16 protein-coding genes are annotated in these 20,214 nt (G+C 56.2%); 13 read left to right on the top strand and 3 right to left on the bottom strand.

Annotation, left to right across the window (positions count from 1 at the left end; translation table 11 throughout):
* Positions 1-43 precede the first annotated feature (43 nt).
* Positions 44-889 (bottom strand): hypothetical protein, encoded by an 846-nt coding sequence (locus E9954_RS12040; protein ID WP_136079411.1) that lies wholly within the window; start codon positions 887-889, stop codon positions 44-46.
* Positions 890-1,037: 148 nt separating this feature from the next.
* Here E9954_RS12040 and E9954_RS12035 point away from each other — a divergent pair, with 148 nt between their 5' ends.
* The 3 genes from E9954_RS12035 (at position 1,038) to E9954_RS12025 (ending at position 3,024) form a co-directional block, all read left to right on the top strand.
* Complete coding sequence (locus E9954_RS12035; RefSeq protein ID WP_136079410.1) at positions 1,038-1,853, top strand: hypothetical protein; 816 nt, start codon at positions 1,038-1,040, stop codon at positions 1,851-1,853.
* Entirely contained in the window at positions 1,850-2,215 is a 366-nt protein-coding gene (locus E9954_RS12030) for a hypothetical protein (protein WP_136079409.1), read from the top strand. Before E9954_RS12035 ends, E9954_RS12030 begins: the two co-directional genes overlap by 4 nt.
* Positions 2,216-2,715: 500 nt before the next feature.
* A complete protein-coding gene (locus E9954_RS12025; protein ID WP_136079408.1) occupies positions 2,716-3,024 on the top strand; it encodes a helix-turn-helix domain-containing protein in 309 nt (102 codons plus the stop codon).
* 113 nt (positions 3,025-3,137) lie between these two features.
* On the opposite strand, the gene E9954_RS12020 is transcribed toward E9954_RS12025, so the two are convergent.
* Positions 3,138-4,721 (bottom strand): tyrosine-type recombinase/integrase, encoded by a 1,584-nt coding sequence (locus E9954_RS12020; RefSeq protein ID WP_136079407.1) that lies wholly within the window; start codon positions 4,719-4,721, stop codon positions 3,138-3,140.
* Between the two features lie 272 nt (positions 4,722-4,993).
* Here E9954_RS12020 and E9954_RS12015 point away from each other — a divergent pair, with 272 nt between their 5' ends.
* From E9954_RS12015 to E9954_RS11970, 10 genes are all read left to right on the top strand, one after another.
* Complete coding sequence (locus E9954_RS12015; protein ID WP_222847163.1) at positions 4,994-6,811, top strand: arylsulfatase; 1,818 nt, start codon at positions 4,994-4,996, stop codon at positions 6,809-6,811.
* Positions 6,812-6,856: 45 nt separating this feature from the next.
* Positions 6,857-8,419 (top strand): sulfatase family protein, encoded by a 1,563-nt coding sequence (locus E9954_RS12010; RefSeq protein ID WP_222847162.1) that lies wholly within the window; start codon positions 6,857-6,859, stop codon positions 8,417-8,419.
* A gap of 140 nt (positions 8,420-8,559) precedes the next feature.
* A complete protein-coding gene (deoC, locus tag E9954_RS12005; protein WP_136079405.1) occupies positions 8,560-9,267 on the top strand; it encodes a deoxyribose-phosphate aldolase in 708 nt (235 codons plus the stop codon).
* Between the two features lies 1 nt (position 9,268).
* Positions 9,269-11,374 carry a sulfatase family protein gene (locus tag E9954_RS12000; RefSeq protein WP_136079404.1) on the top strand — a complete coding sequence of 702 codons (2,106 nt, stop codon included), beginning with the start codon at positions 9,269-9,271 and terminating at the stop codon, positions 11,372-11,374.
* Positions 11,375-11,399: 25 nt separating this feature from the next.
* Entirely contained in the window at positions 11,400-12,161 is a 762-nt protein-coding gene (locus tag E9954_RS11995; RefSeq protein ID WP_136079403.1) for an SDR family oxidoreductase, read from the top strand.
* 9 nt (positions 12,162-12,170) lie between these two features.
* Entirely contained in the window at positions 12,171-13,664 is a 1,494-nt protein-coding gene (locus E9954_RS11990) for a xylulokinase (protein ID WP_136079402.1), read from the top strand.
* Positions 13,661-14,434 (top strand): IclR family transcriptional regulator, encoded by a 774-nt coding sequence (locus E9954_RS11985; RefSeq protein ID WP_136079401.1) that lies wholly within the window; start codon positions 13,661-13,663, stop codon positions 14,432-14,434. Before E9954_RS11990 ends, E9954_RS11985 begins: the two co-directional genes overlap by 4 nt.
* Positions 14,435-14,451: 17 nt before the next feature.
* Positions 14,452-15,420, top strand: coding sequence for a beta-propeller domain-containing protein (locus E9954_RS11980; RefSeq protein ID WP_136079400.1), 969 nt, complete (start codon positions 14,452-14,454; stop codon positions 15,418-15,420).
* A 12-nt stretch (positions 15,421-15,432) separates the two neighbouring features.
* Positions 15,433-17,955 carry an HzsA-related protein gene (locus E9954_RS11975; protein WP_136079399.1) on the top strand — a complete coding sequence of 841 codons (2,523 nt, stop codon included), beginning with the start codon at positions 15,433-15,435 and terminating at the stop codon, positions 17,953-17,955.
* 147 nt (positions 17,956-18,102) lie between these two features.
* Positions 18,103-19,413, top strand: a complete 1,311-nt coding sequence (locus tag E9954_RS11970; protein ID WP_136079398.1) for a vWA domain-containing protein — start codon at positions 18,103-18,105, stop codon at positions 19,411-19,413.
* Positions 19,414-19,556: 143 nt separating this feature from the next.
* Here the strand turns inward: E9954_RS11970 and E9954_RS11965 are convergent, their stop codons facing one another.
* Positions 19,557-20,213 carry a response regulator transcription factor gene (locus E9954_RS11965; RefSeq protein WP_136079397.1) on the bottom strand — a complete coding sequence of 219 codons (657 nt, stop codon included), beginning with the start codon at positions 20,211-20,213 and terminating at the stop codon, positions 19,557-19,559.
* Between the last annotated feature and the right edge of the window lies 1 nt (position 20,214).

Below are 20,214 nucleotides of genomic sequence, written 5' to 3'. Positions count from 1 at the left end.
CGTCGGGCAGTTTTTATATATGCAGAAAACAGCCCGCAAGATGCTAGCCTTCGTAGTAATAATCCAATGTACCAATTGCGATTTGATCCAACTCTAGACTGAGAAAGTCATTACTCGAATTTACATGGTCTAAGCCGACTTTGTACTTGAGTTCGTGTGAGTATAGCTTGGGAAGTGGCAGGCGCTGCTTAAGGTGGGAACAGGTCATCGGTACTTGCTCTTTCAAAACAACTGCAACTATGCGAGCCCTGCCTGTATCTACATTATAGAATTTTAGTGGTGTGGGGATAACCCCCCGACTTTCGGCCTTCACGCGTGAGTTGATTTTATCAGTTAATACTTGAGGGAAATTCTGACTTACCTGCAAAGAACTAATCTCTCCTTCGCCAGGATAGATGGGTGATAAAATACGGTTCGTATCAATATGGAATAGATGCATGTATCCCTTGAGCGGTGATCTTGCCTCAAGCGTAAGAATGTCTCCTTGGCTAAAATGAGCGATATCTCCTTTGGCGTACTTATTCTTGTCGAATGTCAGATAAACTTTCCGTAGGCAATTAGAAAGCCCGTTGTGTCTAAGGATCATGTCAACGGCTTCCGTCCCTAAAACTACAAATCCCAGACCATCCTCATGCAACAAGCGAACGGAGGTTCTCAATGGACATGTAGTATTATCCATCTGTTCTTGCATTTCATCTATCAGATCCCTGCTTGGCTTTGCATTGTCCGTCTCAGAATACAGGGGGAAAGGATGAATAAATGCTTCATCATCAGAACCTCCATATTTAAGCGTTCTCAGCAATATCTGATATTTGTCCTCATCTGGATAATTTATCACGAACCATTGCTTAAGATCCGCTATCATTCGTTTTGCTATACTTTTCGTCATGTCAAACCTCCAGGGAAGTAGTATCCGCCTTCTTCTGCCTTGCTCCAAATACTTTTTGGGACAAATGAAATCGAGTTCTCGAATCTACTATCAAGTGCTGCACATCAGATGCTGTGGGATAGTTGCAGCAGATGACAGGAGATGTGTAATGGATATCAATGAACTTCACGAAGAATATAGCCACGATGATTGGACACCTGTAGAAAAACAGGCTCAGGTTTCATTGTATTGCAATAACCATGGAGTGGTTTCTGCAGGACTGGTATCACTTGATTACAATGGTAGGTGTCCTGGATATGATTTTGTAGATCCGATGCCGCTCCCATGGGAGTATATTGACGAAAAATTGTTTCATGCCAAAACAGAAAATTCAAGCAGACCTGATAATACTGCCGAATCAAGCAACGGAGGGGAGGAATCATTTGAGGATTTAGTGGCTGTTTTTGATGATATAGTTGTTGCAGGGCAAATCTCTACACGGTGGAGTCGCGTCGGCGCAAATAAATCTGTGCATTTCAAAACATATCATCACTATTGTCCAATAAGCCGAAACGGTCAACTTCTTGCCGATCTAATGAATCGAACAAGAAGTAAACCGCAAGCATATAGCGAATACTATGCCAGAAAGAAAACATCATATTCTTCAGCTCAGAGAAGTTCGTGTATGCAACATATTTTACATGAGGAATTATCGTTGGATTCAGGCAGGGATACACGCGAGGTGGTATTATGTAATCTTGCCAGTGACTTAAAAACCTTTCTGAAATCAATCGTTGCAGCCGCACCTTGGGATAGATATGAACCATTTGATATTTGCCGAGAAATTTACACCTGCAATTCCGAGTGTCCAAGACATCAACAGGCGCGTCAAATGATCCAACAAGAGGGATGCGCTTTGTCTATAGTTAATCGTGTGATCTCATTAATCAAGAGGTTCAAGGAACGGGAGGGATATTGTCTATGAAAATCCTAACGCCTAATAGATACCGAGCCCAATTTATACAAAGCGATGTCGTTCATTTACCGACCTTCAACCAACGCAGCGGGGTTCTTAGGAAGCATCGGTGCCTGAATTTCACACTTCGTGTGGAAAGAAAAACCAACGGCTTCAAGACTGAACTTTTCGGAGCTATTCCGATGGATAACATTTCTGGACCACAAGCCCCCATCAAACAGTTCTTAAGGCAAATCGGATGGTTCCGCGATCTGGATAACTTTGATGGAAAAGAACTGGAAGGCCTTGAAGTTACTGTAGACACCGGCATAATTTATGATAACAAACTTGGATTAAGACCCTACGTAATTCGCTTTTACCCTTTGCAGTGAACTCCACAACCAGACGTTTTCGTCAAACAGCTCGATTTTTTCAGGTAAAAGATTCGAACTGATTGATCCTTCAATCTGTTCGGCCTGCCTCTAACCGAAGCACTTATAAAGCCCGGTGCCTTTTAAAAAATCTGAGGTGAGAGATATGAGAACTATACTTGGTTTGCTTATGATTATGTTGGTCGTGCTGACAGGCTGTGGGAACAACGGTGCGCTTGAAAACAATGTTACCAACGTTTCTGCGCCAATGACCTTCCGCCTTGTCGTCCAATGTGGAAATACTGCGCAGCTACCCATCCGTATTACGGGCGATGCCCACGTGGCAATGCCAGACTTCATGCGAAGCAACTGCTCGCTTCATACCAATAGTGAGCTTATCACTATACGATGCCCCCCGGATTTTTCAGCCTTGCGAACTACCAGGAATGCACCCACGGTTAGAGAGCATTAACCAAAAAATGGGACAAGATTGGAATTTATGAAACAATAGGAGATCGAATATGCAGAATATTCCAATACCCCATCCCATCGCGGAAGCAGTCATCGCCATGCTGCGACCATATGCCCCCGATCTTACCCCTGCCAAACTCGAAAATGCTCTCTGCTTTAAACCGGAGCCAAATGCACCAGAGCAATTACTCACCAGAAAAGAGGCCGCCAAAACGCTTTCCATATCTCTGCCCACCCTTGATCGTATGCTGCGGGATGGAGAATTGCCACGCCGGCATATTCGAGGTGCTGTGCGAATTCCTTTGTCAGCAATTGAAATCATTACATCTGGCTCTTCACTCGGTAAAGAAAGCCTGTAATGCCTTGAGTTGTGAAGAGGTTGTTGGCTTGAAAATACTTCGCTGGCAATAAGCCGATCTCGGAGCGGAATCTTTCAGATCATATCGGGACTATTACTCAATGGTCGTATATATTACACTGAAACGCCTTGTAGGAGGTTTAGTGCCTTGTCGATCTTTGCCTGGAGATCATTTTGGCTGACATTTAGGTCTAAGGTGCGAAGAATTTCTATAGCCTGATCAATTGGTGTTTTGAGTTGACGGGTAGAACATGTCAACAGGCCGGGCATAGAATTCTGCATGGCGTTGCGCAACTGTTCTCGTTGAGGCCGGAAATAATGCTTCATCACGATGTCAGCGGTTTGGTGGCCGGTTATCTTCCTGACAATATCCAGAGGCATGCCTCGCATTAATGCAAGAGTGACAAAAGTGGTGCGGAATGAGTGGAAGTCTCTTAAGGAAGCTTTATTCAAGCCGTTTTCACGTTTAGTGCGCATCGCACCTCTGGTTGGTTTTGGAATCTTTTCCATTGGGCGCCTTTTTCCTCGGATTATGGCTTTCCCGGTTGCTGATTCCAATTCGTTTAGGTAGGACGAAACAGTACTAGGGCTGAATCCAGTAGCTTTGGCGGTAGGCTTAATGCCCATACCTGTTAAATAGACCGATACGACGGATTTTACGCGTTTTTTCTTTTGGCCGGAAAATGAAACCTCAATGGCTTGTTGTAATTCCTCCAAAGAGCATTGATCGTTCTTGAGTTCAGTATGAGATCGATTCTTTCCGGTGTCGAAGCCTGCAACTTCAAGTACCTTTTTGAAACGATATGAAATTCCGTTGGCATTTGTTTGGTACAGTTGGGCGGCTTCCGGAAAAACGTATTCAGGGTGTTTGCCCTGTTGTTTCAATATCTCATCGCGCAAAATATCGGCCAAAGGAATATCAACAACCTGACCAGTCTTGCTGGTCTTTACAGTGATGAATCCTTCGTCGAGATCAACATTGTCCCACTGTAAGAAACAGCAATCCTTTTTTCGCATAGCAGTGCAGGCTGCAGTGACAGACAAAGTGTAAATCAAGGGTTCGGTTTTCTTCGCAGCTTCAAAAATTGCCTGGAGTTCTTCGACCGTAAAGGGGTGGCGGGAGACAGTATCAGTTTCTTTTTGAAGTATTTCACGTGCAGCGGGAACACCTGCACGTTTCAATGCGGTCTTGATCGGAACCAAGTACTTGTTCCATGTTTCGGCTGTCACACCACTTTGTTCCAAGTTGTCGAGAAAAGCCTGAATGTGAATAGGGCGAAGCTGGTCAACTCGGGATATTTTGGGGTAGTGGGTGTTCAAATAACTTACCAGGCGATTAAGTCTGGAGGTAACCTGTTTGCTGTGTTGTTCGGACGGAGGCTTCTTCCTGGGTTTATCGATCCAGATTTGTGTAATATCTTTGACGGCATATCTTTTAAGCTTCTGCCCAGACCTTGCTTCGTAAATGGCCTCGGCTAACTGGGTCTCGCTTTTGCTCGAATGAACAACATCGAGAAGTTTGTCTAAGGCTGCTTGGGCTTCACCTCGCGAATTCTCGAAATGCACGCTACCTGAATCTTTTAACGATACTGGTCGAGTGCCGCGAATCTCAACGCGTAAATTCTTTACGTATTCCCGGCCATCAACTTTGTAACGTCCATACCACCATTTTGAAGTTTTCCGCATTACTAAGCCCATGATGCCAATCCCATTTTGCTGTTTGATTACAATTGGATATATAGGATGGCTGTGATTGAGAAACAAGGGTGAAATGGAAACAAAGTGGAAATAAGGGGTGTATATATTGGTTATATGTTATAAAAATTGAGGTTCGGTGCCGGATTCCCAAGCAATTCGTCGCCGGTTCGAGTCCGGTCTCCCGCTCCACTTTCCCATGGCTCTTGGCATCCCTCATAAAAGGGATGGCGCAACGGTTGAAAATAGAAGATATTTCCACCATGGAGAGTGCCATGCATCAGAAAAAAATCCCGTTCCGGGAGGGGGCGCCTTCAAGGGTTTTCCCTGCCACCGGAAAGCGATCGGTCGTTTTTTCCAACCGTTGGAAACCTTTTTGGGCCATGCTGCTGCTCGTTTGCGCCGCGCTAGGGGCGGCCCGGCCGAATGTGGTTTTAATCATGACGGACGACCAGGGCTACGGGGATATGGGATGCCACGGCAACCCGGTGCTCAAGACGCCGAATATCGACCGGCTCCATGACGAGGCGGTGCGCTTTTCCGATTTCCATGTGAGTTCGTTCTGCACGCCGACCCGCGGTGCGCTGATGACGGGGCGTGATCCGGGGCGTAACGGGGCGTACCGCACGAGCAGCGGGCGGACGATGCTGCATACGGACGAGAAAACCATTGCCGACTTTTTCTCGGACAGTGGCTATGCCACCGGCATGGTCGGCAAGTGGCACCTGGGCGACAATGCGCCGCATCGGCCGCAAGACCGCGGCTTTCAGGATGTGGTCTGGCACCGCTGCGGCGGCATCGGGCAGGCGTCGGATTACTGGGGCAACGATTATTTCGACGACACGTTCGAGCGGAACGGAACGTTCGAAGCGTTCGAGGGCTATTGCACCGATGTGTTTTTCCGGGAGGGGTTGCGGTTCATTGAAGAAAACGCTTCCGGGCCGGCGTCGAAACCCTTTTTCCTGTATTTGGCGCCCAATGCGCCGCATGGTCCCTATCGGGTCGCGAAGGAGTGGGCGGCGCCCTATCAGAACGATCCGGCATGGGCGCCGTTCGCCAACTTTTACGGTATGATCGCAAATTTCGACCATAACCTGGGATTGCTGCGTGAACGGCTGGATGCGCTGGAGCTTACGGAAAACACCATCCTGATCTTCATGACCGACAATGGAACGGCCGCCGGCGGCAAGTTCAAGGGGCTGACCTCCGAGGCCTTGTCGGGCTACAACGCGGGGATGCGCGGAAAGAAATCATCGATCTACGAAGGCGGCCACCGGGTTCCGTTTTTCATCCACTGGCCGGCGGGCGGGCTGGAGGGCGGGCGCGATATTCCGAACCTGGCCGCACATTTCGATGTGCTACCAACCCTCGCGGACTTGTGCGGGGTTGCACTCCCCGCCTCGTACCGTTCGGACGGATTGTCGCTGCGCCCCCTTTTGCGGGATGGCCATGCCCCGTGGAACCGCGACCACCTCGTGATGCAGTATCATGGGGGCGCGTTCTTTGCGCATGCTCCGGAGGCCCTGACGGATTCGTATGTCATGACGGAACGCTGGCGCCTGCTCGATGGCCGCGAGCTCTACGACATTGAGGCGGATCCGGCCCAGCGCAACGATGTCGCCGCCGGGCATCCGGAAGTGGTGGCCCGGTTGCGGGGGCTGTATGAACCCTACTGGAACTCCGTCGAACCCAGGCTGACGCCTGTTTGCATCGACCTCGGAAACCCTGCCGGGAATCCGACGGTGCTCTGTTCGCAGGATTGGTATATGCCCAAGGGGAATCCACCCTGGAATTTTTCGAGCATCAAGAAGCGGCCGCGCGTGACGGGCCCTTGGCACGTCGATGTGAAGACGTCCGGCCGCTACCGCCTGACGCTTCGCCAGCTGCCCAAGGAGGCGGGCTCCGAGGTCGAGGCGGTGCGCGCCAAGGTGCAAATCGCCGGGTTGGAAAAGGAGTGCGCGGTCGAGCCGGGCAGCAAAGGCGTCGTCTTTGAGCTCGACCTTCCCGCCGGGCCGACCGAGCTGGTCACCTTCCTCTACGATGCGAAGGGGAAGGCGGGCGGAGCCTATTTTACGGAAGTTGAAGCACTGTAGGTTGAATGATGGGCTAAATGGAGCATTGCGATGAAGGCAGATGATATGAAACGAAAAATGAACGGGTTGGCCGTTGGATGGATTCTCGGCCTGGCCGCATCGGTTCAGGCGGCGGACTTGCCGAATGTGATCGTGATCTATACCGACGACCAGGGATACGGCGACGTTGGCGCGCTTAATCCGGAGGCAAAATTCCAGACGCCGAACATGGATCGTCTGGCGAACGAAGGGATTGCGTTCACGCGCGGCCACAGCCCGGATTCGGTCTGCACCCCCTCGCGCTACGGCCTGTTGACCGGCCGCTATCCGTGGCGCACCACCCGCAAGCGCAGCGTGATGGGCGCGGAAGGGGAGTGCCTGATTGCCGATGGCCGGATGACGCTGGCCAACCTGTTCAAGGAGCGTGGCTACCACACCGCGATGGTGGGAAAGTGGCACCTGGGGATGGATTTTCCGGGGACGCCGGATGACCGCGACTGGTCGCAACCGGTTCAGGATATGCCGTTGGACAAGGGGTTCGATTATTTCTACGGCATTCCCGCATCGTTGAACTATGGCATTCTGGCCTGGTTCGAAGGGCGCTATGCCAAGGTGCCGCCCACGGTCTATTCCAACAAAAAGAAAAATCCCCGGCATATGGATTACCGCATCATGCCGCCCTACGAGACCAGCCCCGGCAAATCCAAGGATCCAACGCGCACGGTTAAAACGAATTTTGAGATCGCGCCGGACTTCATCGATAACCAGTGCCTGACGCGCTTCACCGACAAGGCCATCGAGTGGATGGGCGGCAAGGCCGCCGATGCGAAGGGCGGCAAGCCGTTCTTCCTCTATCTGCCCTACACCTCGCCGCACTATCCGGTCTGCCCGCTGCCCGAATTCCACGGCAAAGGCCAGGCGGGGGCATATGGCGAGTTTGTGATCGAAACGGATCATCATGTGGGGCGCATCCTCGCGTTCCTCGAAACGGCTGGGCTCGACGAAAACACCCTGATTGTTTTCACCAGCGACAACGGCCCCGAAAAATCGTGGAAGGGGCGGCTCGAGGAGTTTGGCCACGACAGCCGGGGCGCATTGAAGGAAGGGAAGCGGTCGGTCTACGAAGGCGGCCATCGCGTGCCGTTCCTGGTGCGCTGGCCCGCAGGGATTGCCGCGCCGGGAAGGCGGTGGAACAAGGCCGTGGGGCAGGTGGACCTGATGGCGACGTTTGCCGAGCTGATTGGTGCGGAACTTCCGGCGACTGCCGGGGAGGACAGCCAAAGCTTCGCTACGGTGCTGCTCGATCCCGGTGCGGATTACGATCGTCTGCCGCTGATTACGCACGGCAACGGGGGGGAGTATCGCTATGCCATCACCGAGGGCGACTGGAAGCTGGTTCTTTCCAATGGGAAAAAGGATGTGGAACTCTACGACCTTTCAACGGACCGGGCGGAGGCGAAAAACATCGCCGCCGCACATCCGGAAACCGTCCAGCTCTTGACTCAAAAAATCAATGGAATCATTGCCCGCGGGCGCACCACCCCCGGTGCGGCGCAGCCGAACGACACGGACTATTGGGAAGACCTGCACTGGATGACGCCGGCGCAGTTCAACCCGACCGGAAAGTAACGGACCTTTATCATTGCCGGGGAGAACCGGGGTTTGTATATAAAAACAGTGTTTTAAATATAAAATTCAAGGTCTGGCAACGACATGCCCCCCGGGGAGTTTTTTGCCCTTCCCGGAATCGCCGATCAAAAGGAATCGCCATGAGCTTATCAGCAAAAGAAATTGCCCGGATGATCGATCTGAGCTGCGTGCGTGCCGACAGCTCGCTGGATGAAATCCGCGAGATGGCCGAAACCGCCAAAAGGTATGGCTGCATTTGCGTGTTTGCGCTTCCGGCGCACACGCCGCTGCTGATCGACCTCGTGGCCGACCGCGACGACATCCTCGTTGGCGGCACCGTCGGTTTCCCGGACGGTGGCGCAACAACCGCCGGAAAGGTGGCCGAAGCCATCGAGCTGCGCGAAATGGGCTGCAACGAGTTGGACATGGTCATCAACATCCCGTGGCTCAAGGCGGGCGCGTTCGACCGCGTGGCGGCGGATATCTCCGCCGTGGTGGATGCGGCGGACGGGTTGCCGGTCAAGGTGATCATGGAATGCCACCACCTGACGGACGGGGAACTGGTGAAGGGGTGTCAGATTGCCGCGGACTGCGGCGTTCGTTTTGTGAAAACGGGCACGGGCTGGGCGGAAACCGGCGCCACGCTGGCCAACACGGCGCTGATGAAAAAGACGGTTGGCGACCGTTGCCAGGTGAAGGCCGCCGGCGGTGTGCGGGATCTCGCAACCCTCCTGGAAATGGTCGAGCTCGGCGTAACCCGTTTCGGGATCGGGGTGCGCACGGCGGTCTCGATTCTAAATGAGCTGGAAGCCGGTGTTCCCAGTGAAGGCAACAGGGGAGCGTATTGATATGAATATTTCGAAGCGTTGTGTTTTGGTGGTTGGGTTGGCAACGGGGCTAGCTACTTTCGCTGGGCAACAACCCAACATTGTTCTGATCTTTGCCGACGACCTTGGCTATGGCGATCTGGGGTGCTACGGCGCGACCAAGGTGCAGACGCCGAACATCGATCAGCTTGCCGCGCAGGGTCGCCGGTTCACCGATGCCCATTCGGCATCGGCGGTTTGCACGCCCTCGCGCTATGGGCTGCTTACGGGGGAATACCCATCCCGCAAGAAGATCTGGGGGCCGTGCAGCCCGACCAGCAAGCTGCTGATCGATGTCGAAAAGATGACGATCGCCAGTCTCCTGAAACAGAAGGGGTATGAGACCTCCTGCTTCGGCAAATGGCACCTCGGGTTCGGGCTGGGCAATGTTGACTGGAGCAAGCCGTTGCGCCCCGGTCCGCTGGATCTGGGCTTCGACTACTATTTTGGTGTTCCGGTTGTAAACAGCTGCAGTCCCTATGTGTTTGTGGAGAACGATCGTGTTGTCGGTCTGGTTCCGGACGACCCGCTCGTTTATCTGGGAAGAAAATCCAAGGAAGCCCCGACACCCATAACCCCCTTGCCGCCTGAGGCCGGCCAGAGAAGCTCCAACTTTTTTGGCGGCGGGGCGGAGGCGCATGGACGCTACAACGACTATGCCATCGGGACGACCCTGGCCCGGAAGGCGACCGGTTGGATCAGGGAACGCAAGGACAAACCGTTCTTCGTCTACCTGGCGACCACGAACATCCACCACCCGTTCACGCCGGCGCCCCGTTTCCAGGGCACCAGCCAGTGCGGGCTTTATGGCGACTTCATCCACGAGCTGGACTGGATGGTCGGCGAGGTCGTGAAGGCGTTGGAAGAGCAAGGCGTTGCGGAGAATACGCTGATTCTTTTCACCAGCGACAACGGCGGCATGTTCAACCATGGCGGCCAGGCCGCCTTCGCGGACGGCCATCGTCAAAACGGCGATCTGCTCGGGTTCAAGTTTGGTGCATGGGAAGGCGGGCACCGGGTTCCGTTCATTGCCAAATGGCCGGGCCGGATCGAGCCGGGCACCACGTCGGATCAATTGATCTGCAATGTGGATATGCTGGCGACCTTCGCCGCGCTCACGGAGCAGACGGTGGAAAAGGAACAGCTTGCGGACAGTGTGAATGTCCTGCCCGCGCTACTGGAAGAACCGGCAGCCCCGCTGCGCGATACGCTTCTGCTTTCCCCCCATAGGCCCTCCCATCTTGCTGTTCGCAAAGGGAAGTGGATGTATATCCCGACGCAAGGCGAGGGCGGGTTCCGGGGCGGTCCCGGTTCGCATGGCGCCGGAGGGGCGGTGTGTGCTTCCTTTGTCGGAAGTGTGAACAGCGATATCGAAAACGGGCGGATCAAGAAAGATGCGCCACCCGCCCAGCTCTACGATCTGGACGCGGACGTGCGCCAAACCACCAACCTCTACAACCAATATCCCGAAGTGGTGCAGCAGATGAAGGAGTTGCTTGCCGGCTACGCTCCCCCCAAGCCGGCTCCGGCCAAAAAGAAAACGGCTTCAATGGCAGGCGCCGCACCCAAAATCGCTGCATCGCCGAGTGATAAAAACGCATCGTTCGATTTTGAATCGGGCGTGTTGGAACCCTGGAACGTGGTTGAAGGCCATTTTGGGCATCCCATTGGCAACCGTGCCGAATTTTTTCGGAACGGCGAGGCATACAACAAGCAGGGCGAGTATTACCTGACCACGCTTGAACCTGCGGCAGATGCGGACAGGGGAATGGATGCGCAGACCGGCGTCGTGGTCTCGCCGTTGTTTATTCCCAAGGGCGGAAAAATGACGTTCCGGATTGGCGGCGGAAAAGGCGCTATGACCTATGCCGCCCTATGCGCCGAGGATGGAAAAGAGGTCGAACGGGCGCAAGGCGTGAATAGCCAGACCATGCAAAAGGCGAGTTGGAACCTGGAGCCTTATACCGGCAAGAAGATGTATATCAAGATCGCAGATAAATCCACGGACGGCTGGGGCCATGTTGTCGTCGATGATTTTAGGTTCGACGCCGAAGTGCTGGCGCAGTATCCGGAATACACCAAGGAATAGGAAACGTTTAGGAAAGGAATACGTTATGGGCATCAAGCTGTTTGATCTGACGGGCAAGAATGCATTCATCACAGGCGGAGCGCAGGGGATCGGCAAAGCCATTGCCTTGGCGTATGCGGATTTCGGCGCCAACGTCGCGATTGTCGACCTGGATATGGAGAAGGCGGAGCAGACCTGCTCCGAGCTCCGGGAAAAAGGCGTGAAGGCGCTGGCCGTGAAAACGGATGTCACCAATCCGGGGCAGGTCGACGACATGGTCCGGACGGTCGTCGGCGAATTCGGCGGTTTGGATATTGCGGTCAACAATGCCGGCATTGCCAACCTCAACAACGCCGAGGATATTTCCTATGAAGACTGGCTCCAGGTGATCGATGTGAATCTCAACGGGGTTTTCCTGACGGCCCGCGCGGCGGGCAAGGTGATGCTCCAGCAGAAAAGCGGCTCCATCATCAGCACCGCCTCCATGTCCTCGTCCATCATCAACGTGCCCCAGAAGATCGCCAACTACTGCGCCTCCAAGGCGGGGGTGAAGCACCTGACCAAGGCGCTGGCCGTGGAGTGGGCGCCCCACAATGTCCGCGTGAACTGCATCAGCCCCGGTTATATCGGTACGGAACTGGTGGCGTCGATGACCGACTATCTGCCGGGCTGGACGGAGAAAACCCCGATGGGCCGGATTGGAAGCCCCGAGGATTTGATCGGTGCCTATGTCTATCTGGCCAGCGATGCGTCGCAATGGACAACCGGCTCGGACCTGGTTGTGGATGGCGGCTATACCTGCTTGTAGAGCTATTTAATGGATCAGTATATCATCGCATATGATTTTGGGACGGGCGGCACGAAGGCCTCGCTCTACGATGCGGCGGGCGAATGCCTGGCCAGCGGTTTTGAATCGTATGAAACGCTATATCCGCAGGACGGCTGGCACGAGCAGCGTCCGGCGGATTGGTGGCAGTCGGTGGTGGAGAGCACACGGAAACTGTTCGAGGCCTATCCGTTGGAGAAGGCCGCGGTTGCGGCGATCGGCGTTTCCGGGCACAGTTTGGGGCTGGTGCCGCTGGATGCGGACGGAACCCTGCTGCGCGACCAGGTTCCGATCTGGTCGGATTCGCGCCCAAATTCCCAGGTGCCGGAATTTTTCGGGCATGTATCCGAGGAGGAGTGGTACATGCTCACGGGCAACGGCTTTCCGCCGGCGCTCTATACGGTTTTCAAAATCATGTGGCTACGCGACAACGAGCCGGAAACCTTCGCCAAAATCCACACGGTGATCGGCACCAAGGACTACATCAACTTCAAGATGACCGGCGTGGTGGCAACGGACTATTCGTATGCCTCCGGCAGCGGCGTCTACGACCTGAAGGGCTGGCGCTATTCCGCCAGGCTGATTGCCGCGAGCGGACTCTCGCCGGAACTGTTCCCGAAGATTGTTCCATCCACGGAGGTGCTGGGCACGCTGACCGCCGCAGCGGCGGCGGAGCTCGGCTTGCCGGAGTCGGTGAAGGTGGTGGCGGGCGGCGTCGACAACTCCTGCATGGCGCTCGGTGCCATGGCCTTCCGGGAAGGGGCCTGCTACAACGCGATGGGTTCGTCGAGCTGGATCGCGGTTTCTTCCGCCGAACCGGTGCTGGATCCGGCAACGCGCCCGTATGTTTTCACCCATGTGGTGCCGGGCATGTTTGCTTCGGCAACCGCCATTTTTTCCGCCGGTTCCTCGCTCCGCTGGCTCAAGGAAACCCTCTGCCCGGAGATGGATTACGATGCGCTGATCGCCGAGGCGCAAACCGCGCCGCCCGGCGCGAACGGCGTGGTTTTCGTGCCGCATCTGGCGGGCGGATCGTCGCTCGACGAATCGCCGGCGGTGCGCGGCGGTTTCTTGAACCTCTCGCTGGGCACGACGCGCGCGGACCTGGTTCGCGCGGTGCTCGAAGGCATCTGCTTCGGCTTGAAACGGGCGCTGGATGCGCTGGAATCGGTGACCTCCGTCGGAGAGGAAATGCTAGCGGTTGGCGGCGGGAGCCGCAACGACGACTGGATGCAGCTGTATGCCGACATCTACGGCAAAACCATGGTCCGGACCAATATCGACCAGCAGGCGGCGGCGCTGGGCGCCGCGGCGCTGGCGGCGGTCGGATCCGGGCTGTGGGCCGATTTTTCGCCGCTGGATGCCGTTCATGAGGTGACAGACCGGAAAGCCCCTTCGACAACGGGGGAATACAACGGTTGCTATGCTCGTTTTCTGGAGGCAAACCAGCTAGCGTGTGGGTTTTCGCAGGGAATTTCCGGATGAATGAACGATATCACGTGCCGGCCTTGAAAAGGGCCTTGGAGGTTGTGGAGCATCTGGCCGGATGCGGGCGCGACGGGGCTTCGCTCTCTGAGCTGACGGATCGGCTCGGCTATCCGAAAAACTCGATTTTCCGCATCACCACGACGTTGCTGGACATGGGCTACATTTCCCGTAGTGCCGAATCGCAGCGGTTCCGGCTGACCAAGAAATTCCTCTCCTACGGTCTCCGGGCCGTCACCGATGAAAACATCGTGGAGCAGTCGGTCGATGTCATGCGCGACCTGCGGGACGCCACGGAATCCTCCGTGTTCCTTGGGGTGCTGCACAATGGCGGCGGCATGGTGCTGGAGCAGATGCCGGGCGGTTTCCCGTTCAAACTGACGATCGATCCCGGGGCGCGTTTCAAGCTGTATTGCAGCGCCCCTGGCAAAGCCATCCTGGCCTTCCTCCCGGAAGAGGAGGCCGCCGTGCGCATGAAGAAAATCCAGTTCAAGCAGTTCACGCCGAACACGATCACCACGCGCAAGGCGTTCCGCGAGGAGCTGGACCGGGTGAGGGCGCAGGGCTATGCGCTCGACCATGCCGAGGAGTTCGATGGCATCCATTGCGTCGGCGCCCCCATCTTCGACTACACGAACCATCCGGTGGCGGCGATGTGGATCAGCGGGGCTAGCGTGGTGATTCCGGGCGAAAAGTTCGGGGAATGCGGGCCGCTCGTTAAAACGGCGGCCTTGCGTATTTCGGAACGGTTGGGCTATTTAAAGGAATAGGAAAGCAGGAGTGGGTTATGAATAGGAAATGGTTGGCAGGGGTTCTGGCGGCAGTTGCCGCGGCGGCGTTCGGCGGGGTGGACTGGAAAAGCGATCCGGTGCAGTCGGGCAAAGGGCATCGCTTTGCCGTGGCGGACTATTCGGGGCACAAGGTGTGCATTGTCGGAACCGACGGCAAGGTGGAGTGGGAATACCCGACCGGCACCGTCAACGATATCTGGATGCTGCCCAATGGAAACCTGCTCTTCAATACCGGCACCGGCGTCCAGGAAGTGACTCCCGAAAAAGAGGTCGTTTTTGAATACAAGTCGAAGGGCGAGGTGTATGCCTGCCAGCGCCTGCCGAACGGCAACACCTTCATCGGGGAATGTTCGGACGGCAACCTGATCGAGGTCGATCCCTCGGGAAAGATCGTCAAGAAGATCGAGCTGCTGGCCCATCTGCCGGAACCGGCCGCGGGGAAAGGCAAAAAGAAGCCCAAAGGCAAAGGTGGGCATGCGTTCATGCGCAATGCCCGCAAGCTGCCCAACGGAAACTATCTGGTGGCGCTCTATGGCGGGAAAAAGGTGGTGGAATACGACCCCGACGGCACGGTGCTGCGCGAGATCCCCGCATCGGGATGCCCGCACAGCGCGGTCCGCCTGCCCAATGGAAACACGTTGATTGCCTGCGGCGACAAGGATACGAAAAACAAGGTGATGGAGGTGGATCCGGCGGGTAAGGTTGTTTGGAAGCTCGACCAGGATGAGTTGCCCGGCATTACCCTCTATTTCGCGACCGGCCTGCAACGGCTGCCCAACGGCAACACGGTGCTGACCAACTGGCTCGGGCACGGCAAGGCGCGCAAGTCGGCGCACATCATCGAGGTGACGCCCGAAAAGCAAGTGGTCTGGACGTATCAGGATTTTGATGCGCTGGTTACGGCCTCGAGCATCCAGCTGCTGGATGTTCCCGGCGATGCAGTCCAAGGCGAAATCTGGCATTAAACGGAGAGAAATGTGAAAACACGGATGATTGCATTAGGTGTGCTGGTGGTTGCGCTGGGCGCGTCGGCCGCGAAGAAGAGGCCCGAAATCCCGGTGCCGGAAATGAAGGCGGACCGCGCGGCGGTTTGCGCGGCCATCGAGGATCTAATGGCCACCTTTGGCCAAGCCTATCCGGACGGGCGAAACTATCTCAAGCAACTGGAGCGTGCGGACGAAGCGCAGTTGGAGGCGATCCAGCGCGAGGCGCTGCTGGCCAATCCGCTGGTGCGGGAGGCGCAGCTGTTGTATGTGGTGCGCAGGCAATACAAAGCGGACCATCACAATACGGCGACCCTTTTCCAGAAGGGGGAGATCAACGAGGCCAAGTTCGACCCGCCCGGTAAAATCAAGGTGCTGAACCTGAAAACCGGAACGACGGCCACGCTGGTGGATGCCGGGGCCACCGGGATTGCCCGCGATCCGGAACTTTCCCACGACGGCCGGAAAGTCATCTTCTCCATGCGCAAAAGCAAGGACGACGACTACCACATCTACGAAACCAACATCGATGGTTCCGGCCTGAGGCAGCTGACCTCGCTGGCGGGGGTTTCGGATATCGATCCGGTCTACCTGCCCGACGGGAAGATTATCTTCAGCTCCTCCCGCGAGCCCAAGTTCTGCATGTGCAACCGGCACATCATGGCCAACCTCTACCGCATGGACGGCGACGGCGCCAATATCCACCAGATCGGAAAAAGCACCCTGTTCGAGGGGCACAGCACCGTGATGGCCGACGGCCGCATCCTCTACGACCGCTGGGAATACGTCGACCGCAACTTTGGCGATGCGCAGGGGCTGTGGGTGGTCAATCCCGACGGGACGATGCACGCGATCTTCTACGGCAACAACACGCCATCGCCGGGCGGCGTGATTGATGCACGCCAGATTCCGGGCACCCAGAATGTGATTTCCATCTTCGGTTCCTGCCACGACCGCCCGTGGGGGGCGCTGGCCATCCTCGACCGCAACAAAGGCGTGGACGGCGCGGCGGCGGTGGAGCACATCTGGCCGGCCTCCGCCCGCGAGCTGATCGGCGTAGGAAACTTCGACACCTTCAAGAAGGTGCGCCCCCGCTACGAAGACCCCTTCCCGCTGGCGGAGCCGGAGACGTTGGCCGGGGCCGGGAAATATTTCCTCTGCGCGCGCACCATCCAGGGCAACGACGAGCGAACCGGCATCTACCTGATCGACACCTTCGGCAACGAAGTGCTGGTCCATGAGGAGGCGGACGGGTTTGGTTGCTACGACCCCATGCCGATACGCCCCCGGAAAAGCGAAAATGCAAAGCCCGACCAACGCGATTTTGAAAACAGGAACGGAACCTTCTATGTGCAGGATGTCTATGAAGGCACGCATATGGAAGGGGTTGAACGCGGCGAGGTGAAATGGCTCCGGGTCGTTACGACCCCGGAAAAACGGTCGTGGACCCAGCAACGGTGGGGCGGGCAGGGCACCCAGGCCCCCGCCATGAACTGGCATAGCTTCGAGAGCAAGGGCATTCTTGGAACCGTGCCGGTGGAAGCGGATGGGTCGGCCTATTTCGAGGTGCCCTCCGACACGTTCGTCTATTTCCAATTGCTGGATAAGGATGGAAAAATGATCCAGTCGATGCGGTCGGGCACGATGATCCAATCGGGCGAAATGCAGGGGTGCGTCGGTTGCCATGAAGACCGCGTGGAAACCCCGCCCGCCTCCGCCCTCGGGTTGCAGGCGCTCAAGCGCCCGGCCTCCCCCATGGGCAAAGGCTACGCCGCCGGACGCATGTTCAATTATCTGGCCGATGCGCAGCCCGTCTTCGACAAGCATTGCGTCAAATGCCACGACTACGGCAAAAAAGGCGCCGAGGCCGTCATTCTGGCGGGCGACAAGGGGCTGGCCTTCAATGCCTCCTACACCGACCTGCATCGCAAGAAGCTGGTTGCGGTGGCGGGCGGCGGGCAGGCCGAAATTTATCCGGCCAAGGCCTGGGGGACGTATGCCAGCAAGTTGAGCAAGACCCTCAACGGGCACGGCAAGGCAAAGCTGTCCGATGCCGAAAAGCTGAGCCTCTACACCTGGATGGACCTGAATGGAATCTACTATCCCACCTACGACTGCGCCTATCCGGATCATCCGACCGGCCGCAGCCCGATCACGGTCAAGCAGCTCAACCGCCTGGCCGAGCTTTGCGGGCTGGATGTCAAGGCGCTAACGAGCCACCGCAACCATCCGGGCACCATGGTCAGCTTCGACCGGCCGGAAATCAGCCCCTGCCTATCGGCGCTCGAAAAAGGATCGGACGAATACAAGGAGGCGCTGGCGATTATCGAAGAGGGGGAAAACGCGCTCAGGCAGACCCCGCGCGCGGATATGCCCGGCTTTGTGGCCTCGGAAAACGACCGGCACCGGACGGAGCGCTATGAACAGTATCGCTCCGTCGAGGCCGCCTACCGCGAAGCCCTGCGCAAAGACCGCAAGCTTTATGACGCCGATGTGCAACGCCTGATCGAAAACTGAGCCCGGGCCGGCAACGGAACCCTTGCCGCATCCCCCAAATGCACGATGGAACGGTTTTTTCCACGTGGTTAAATATCGAGTGGTTGAAATTCATGGACGGTGGTTCCATGGAGCTGTACATTATTCGGTTTTGAAATAAGGAGCAGGATGTCGGGTTCACAAAAGAAACGTTTTTTTGCCCAGCACGCGAAATCAAGCGCGGCACTGGTCAGTTTGGGTATCCACGCCATCCTGTTGGTCGTGGCGCTCTCTTTCGTGGCGGTAACCGTCATCACGAAAGAGGAACAAAAATTTGAGACCAAGAACGTCAACCGCCCGCGGATGCCCATGAAAAAGCTGCAGGTGCCGGTTAACATTAAGAAAAAGAAGACGCAGAAACCCAAGTTGCGCAAGCGGATCGTGGTGCAGCCCAAGCTCAACCAAAACATGCCGGACATCAAGATGCCGGAAATCACGGGCGTGAAGGGCGGCATTGGCGGGGGCGTCGGCGACGGCCTCGGCGGGGGGGGCGGCGTGGGCTTTTCCATGCCCGAAATCGAGATTTTCGGGGTGAAGAGCAAAGGCGAAAAAATCTTCGTCATCCTCGATTCCACCGCCTGGATGATGTACGACGAAATCGGCGGTATCCCGGCCTATACCGTCATCAAGGAGGAGTTGGTCAATATCCTGGGCGGGCTCAGCCCGACCGTGCTGTTCAATATTGCGGTCTTCGACAATGGATCGGCCGTTTCCCGTTTTCCGAAGATGGTTCCGGCCAATTCGGTGAACGTGGGCGCGGTGGATGAATGGATCCGGTCGCTCAACGCCGTTAAAAAAGGGATGGGCGATAAGGACTATGGCAACCATACGCTGGGTTCCGGGGGCACCCGCCTGCCCAGGGAATATACCGTCGCGCCGCTTCAGCACACCCGCCATTGGTCGACCCCCGCCATGCTGGCGATGGAGCAGCAGGCGGATACGGTGTTCATCCTGACGCAGGGCTGGGGCTGGCAGTTCCACGAAACGGCGGACGCCAAGCAGTGGAGCGAGTCGAAAATGGCCAAGTGGAGGGATCTCCAGGAGCAAGCCAAGCAAAAGCTCAAGGAAGAGAACGAGGAACGCCGGAAAAAAGGGGAACCCCCCCGCGTGCTCATTGGTTGGTCGCTCGTTAGCGCCTATTTTCCCGGCGCCGAACATCCCCCGCAGCCGGAGCGGTATTGGTACACGCCGAAGGAGATGCTGGAAGGGCTGTCCAGCCATCGGGAGGCCAACAAATCCAATGTTCCGACGACCAGCGGTCTCGGAAAACGGAGCCAGAAGAAGGAAAAGTTTTCCATCAACGTGATCCATTTCGTGCGCAAGGACCACATCAGCGAGAAGGATCAGGACCGGTTCAAGAAGCTGACCGCCATTGCCAACGGAAGCTACAAGACGCTTTCCGGATTGGAGGCGATCCAAAGCTCGGCCTCCGGCCGTTAGCCCAGAAACGTACATGAACCACTGATGAACACCGAAGACACGGATTTTTTTACCACAGAGAGCTCGGAGACACAGAGCATCCTAATCCTCTGAGCCTCTGAGTTCTCTGGTAAAATTGACGTAGCTTTATACTTTTCATCGCACTAGGTGGGCAGGATGCCTAGCTTGAAGGCCTTGGCAATGGCGGCCGGGGCATTCTGCACTTCGAACTTTTCGTAGATGTGGGCCACATGGGTGGCGACCGTTGTGACGCTGATGTTGAGCCGGTCGGCGATTTCCTTCTTCACCAGACCTTCGCTCAGAAGGGTCAGGGTATCGAGTTCCCGTTCCGTGAGAACCACCTCGATCTCGTTGCGGGGCAACCAAGCCTGCAATGTATTCAGGATAAACTTGGCGACGTTCGCATCCAGCGAGGCACCGCCTTCCATCACCGTCCGGATGCCGTCGGCAATCTCTTCCATGGAACAGCTTTTGAGCAGGTAGCCGGAAGCGCCCTGCGAAATGGCGCGGAGCACATCGGCTTCGTTGTCGGACTGGGTCAGGATGACAACCTTGGCATCGGGCGCGGTTTTCCGGAAATGGGGCAGGGCTTCGAGACCATCCATGCCGGGCAGGCGGAGGTCGAGCAACACAACATCGGGCACCGTGCGCTGCGCCATGTCCTGGAAGCTGCGCAGGGCAATCTCGGCCGTGCCGAACTGTGCGCAGAGTTCAATGGTGTCGTAGCGCTTGAGCGCAAACTTGATGACTTCGCGGTATTCGGCGTTGTCTTCAACGAGCATGATTTTTGTTTTTTGCATA

The organism is Pontiella desulfatans, from assembly GCF_900890425.1.
GTDB classification, from domain to species: domain Bacteria; phylum Verrucomicrobiota; class Kiritimatiellia; order Kiritimatiellales; family Pontiellaceae; genus Pontiella; species Pontiella desulfatans.
This window is presented reverse-complemented; position numbering and strand designations above follow the sequence as displayed.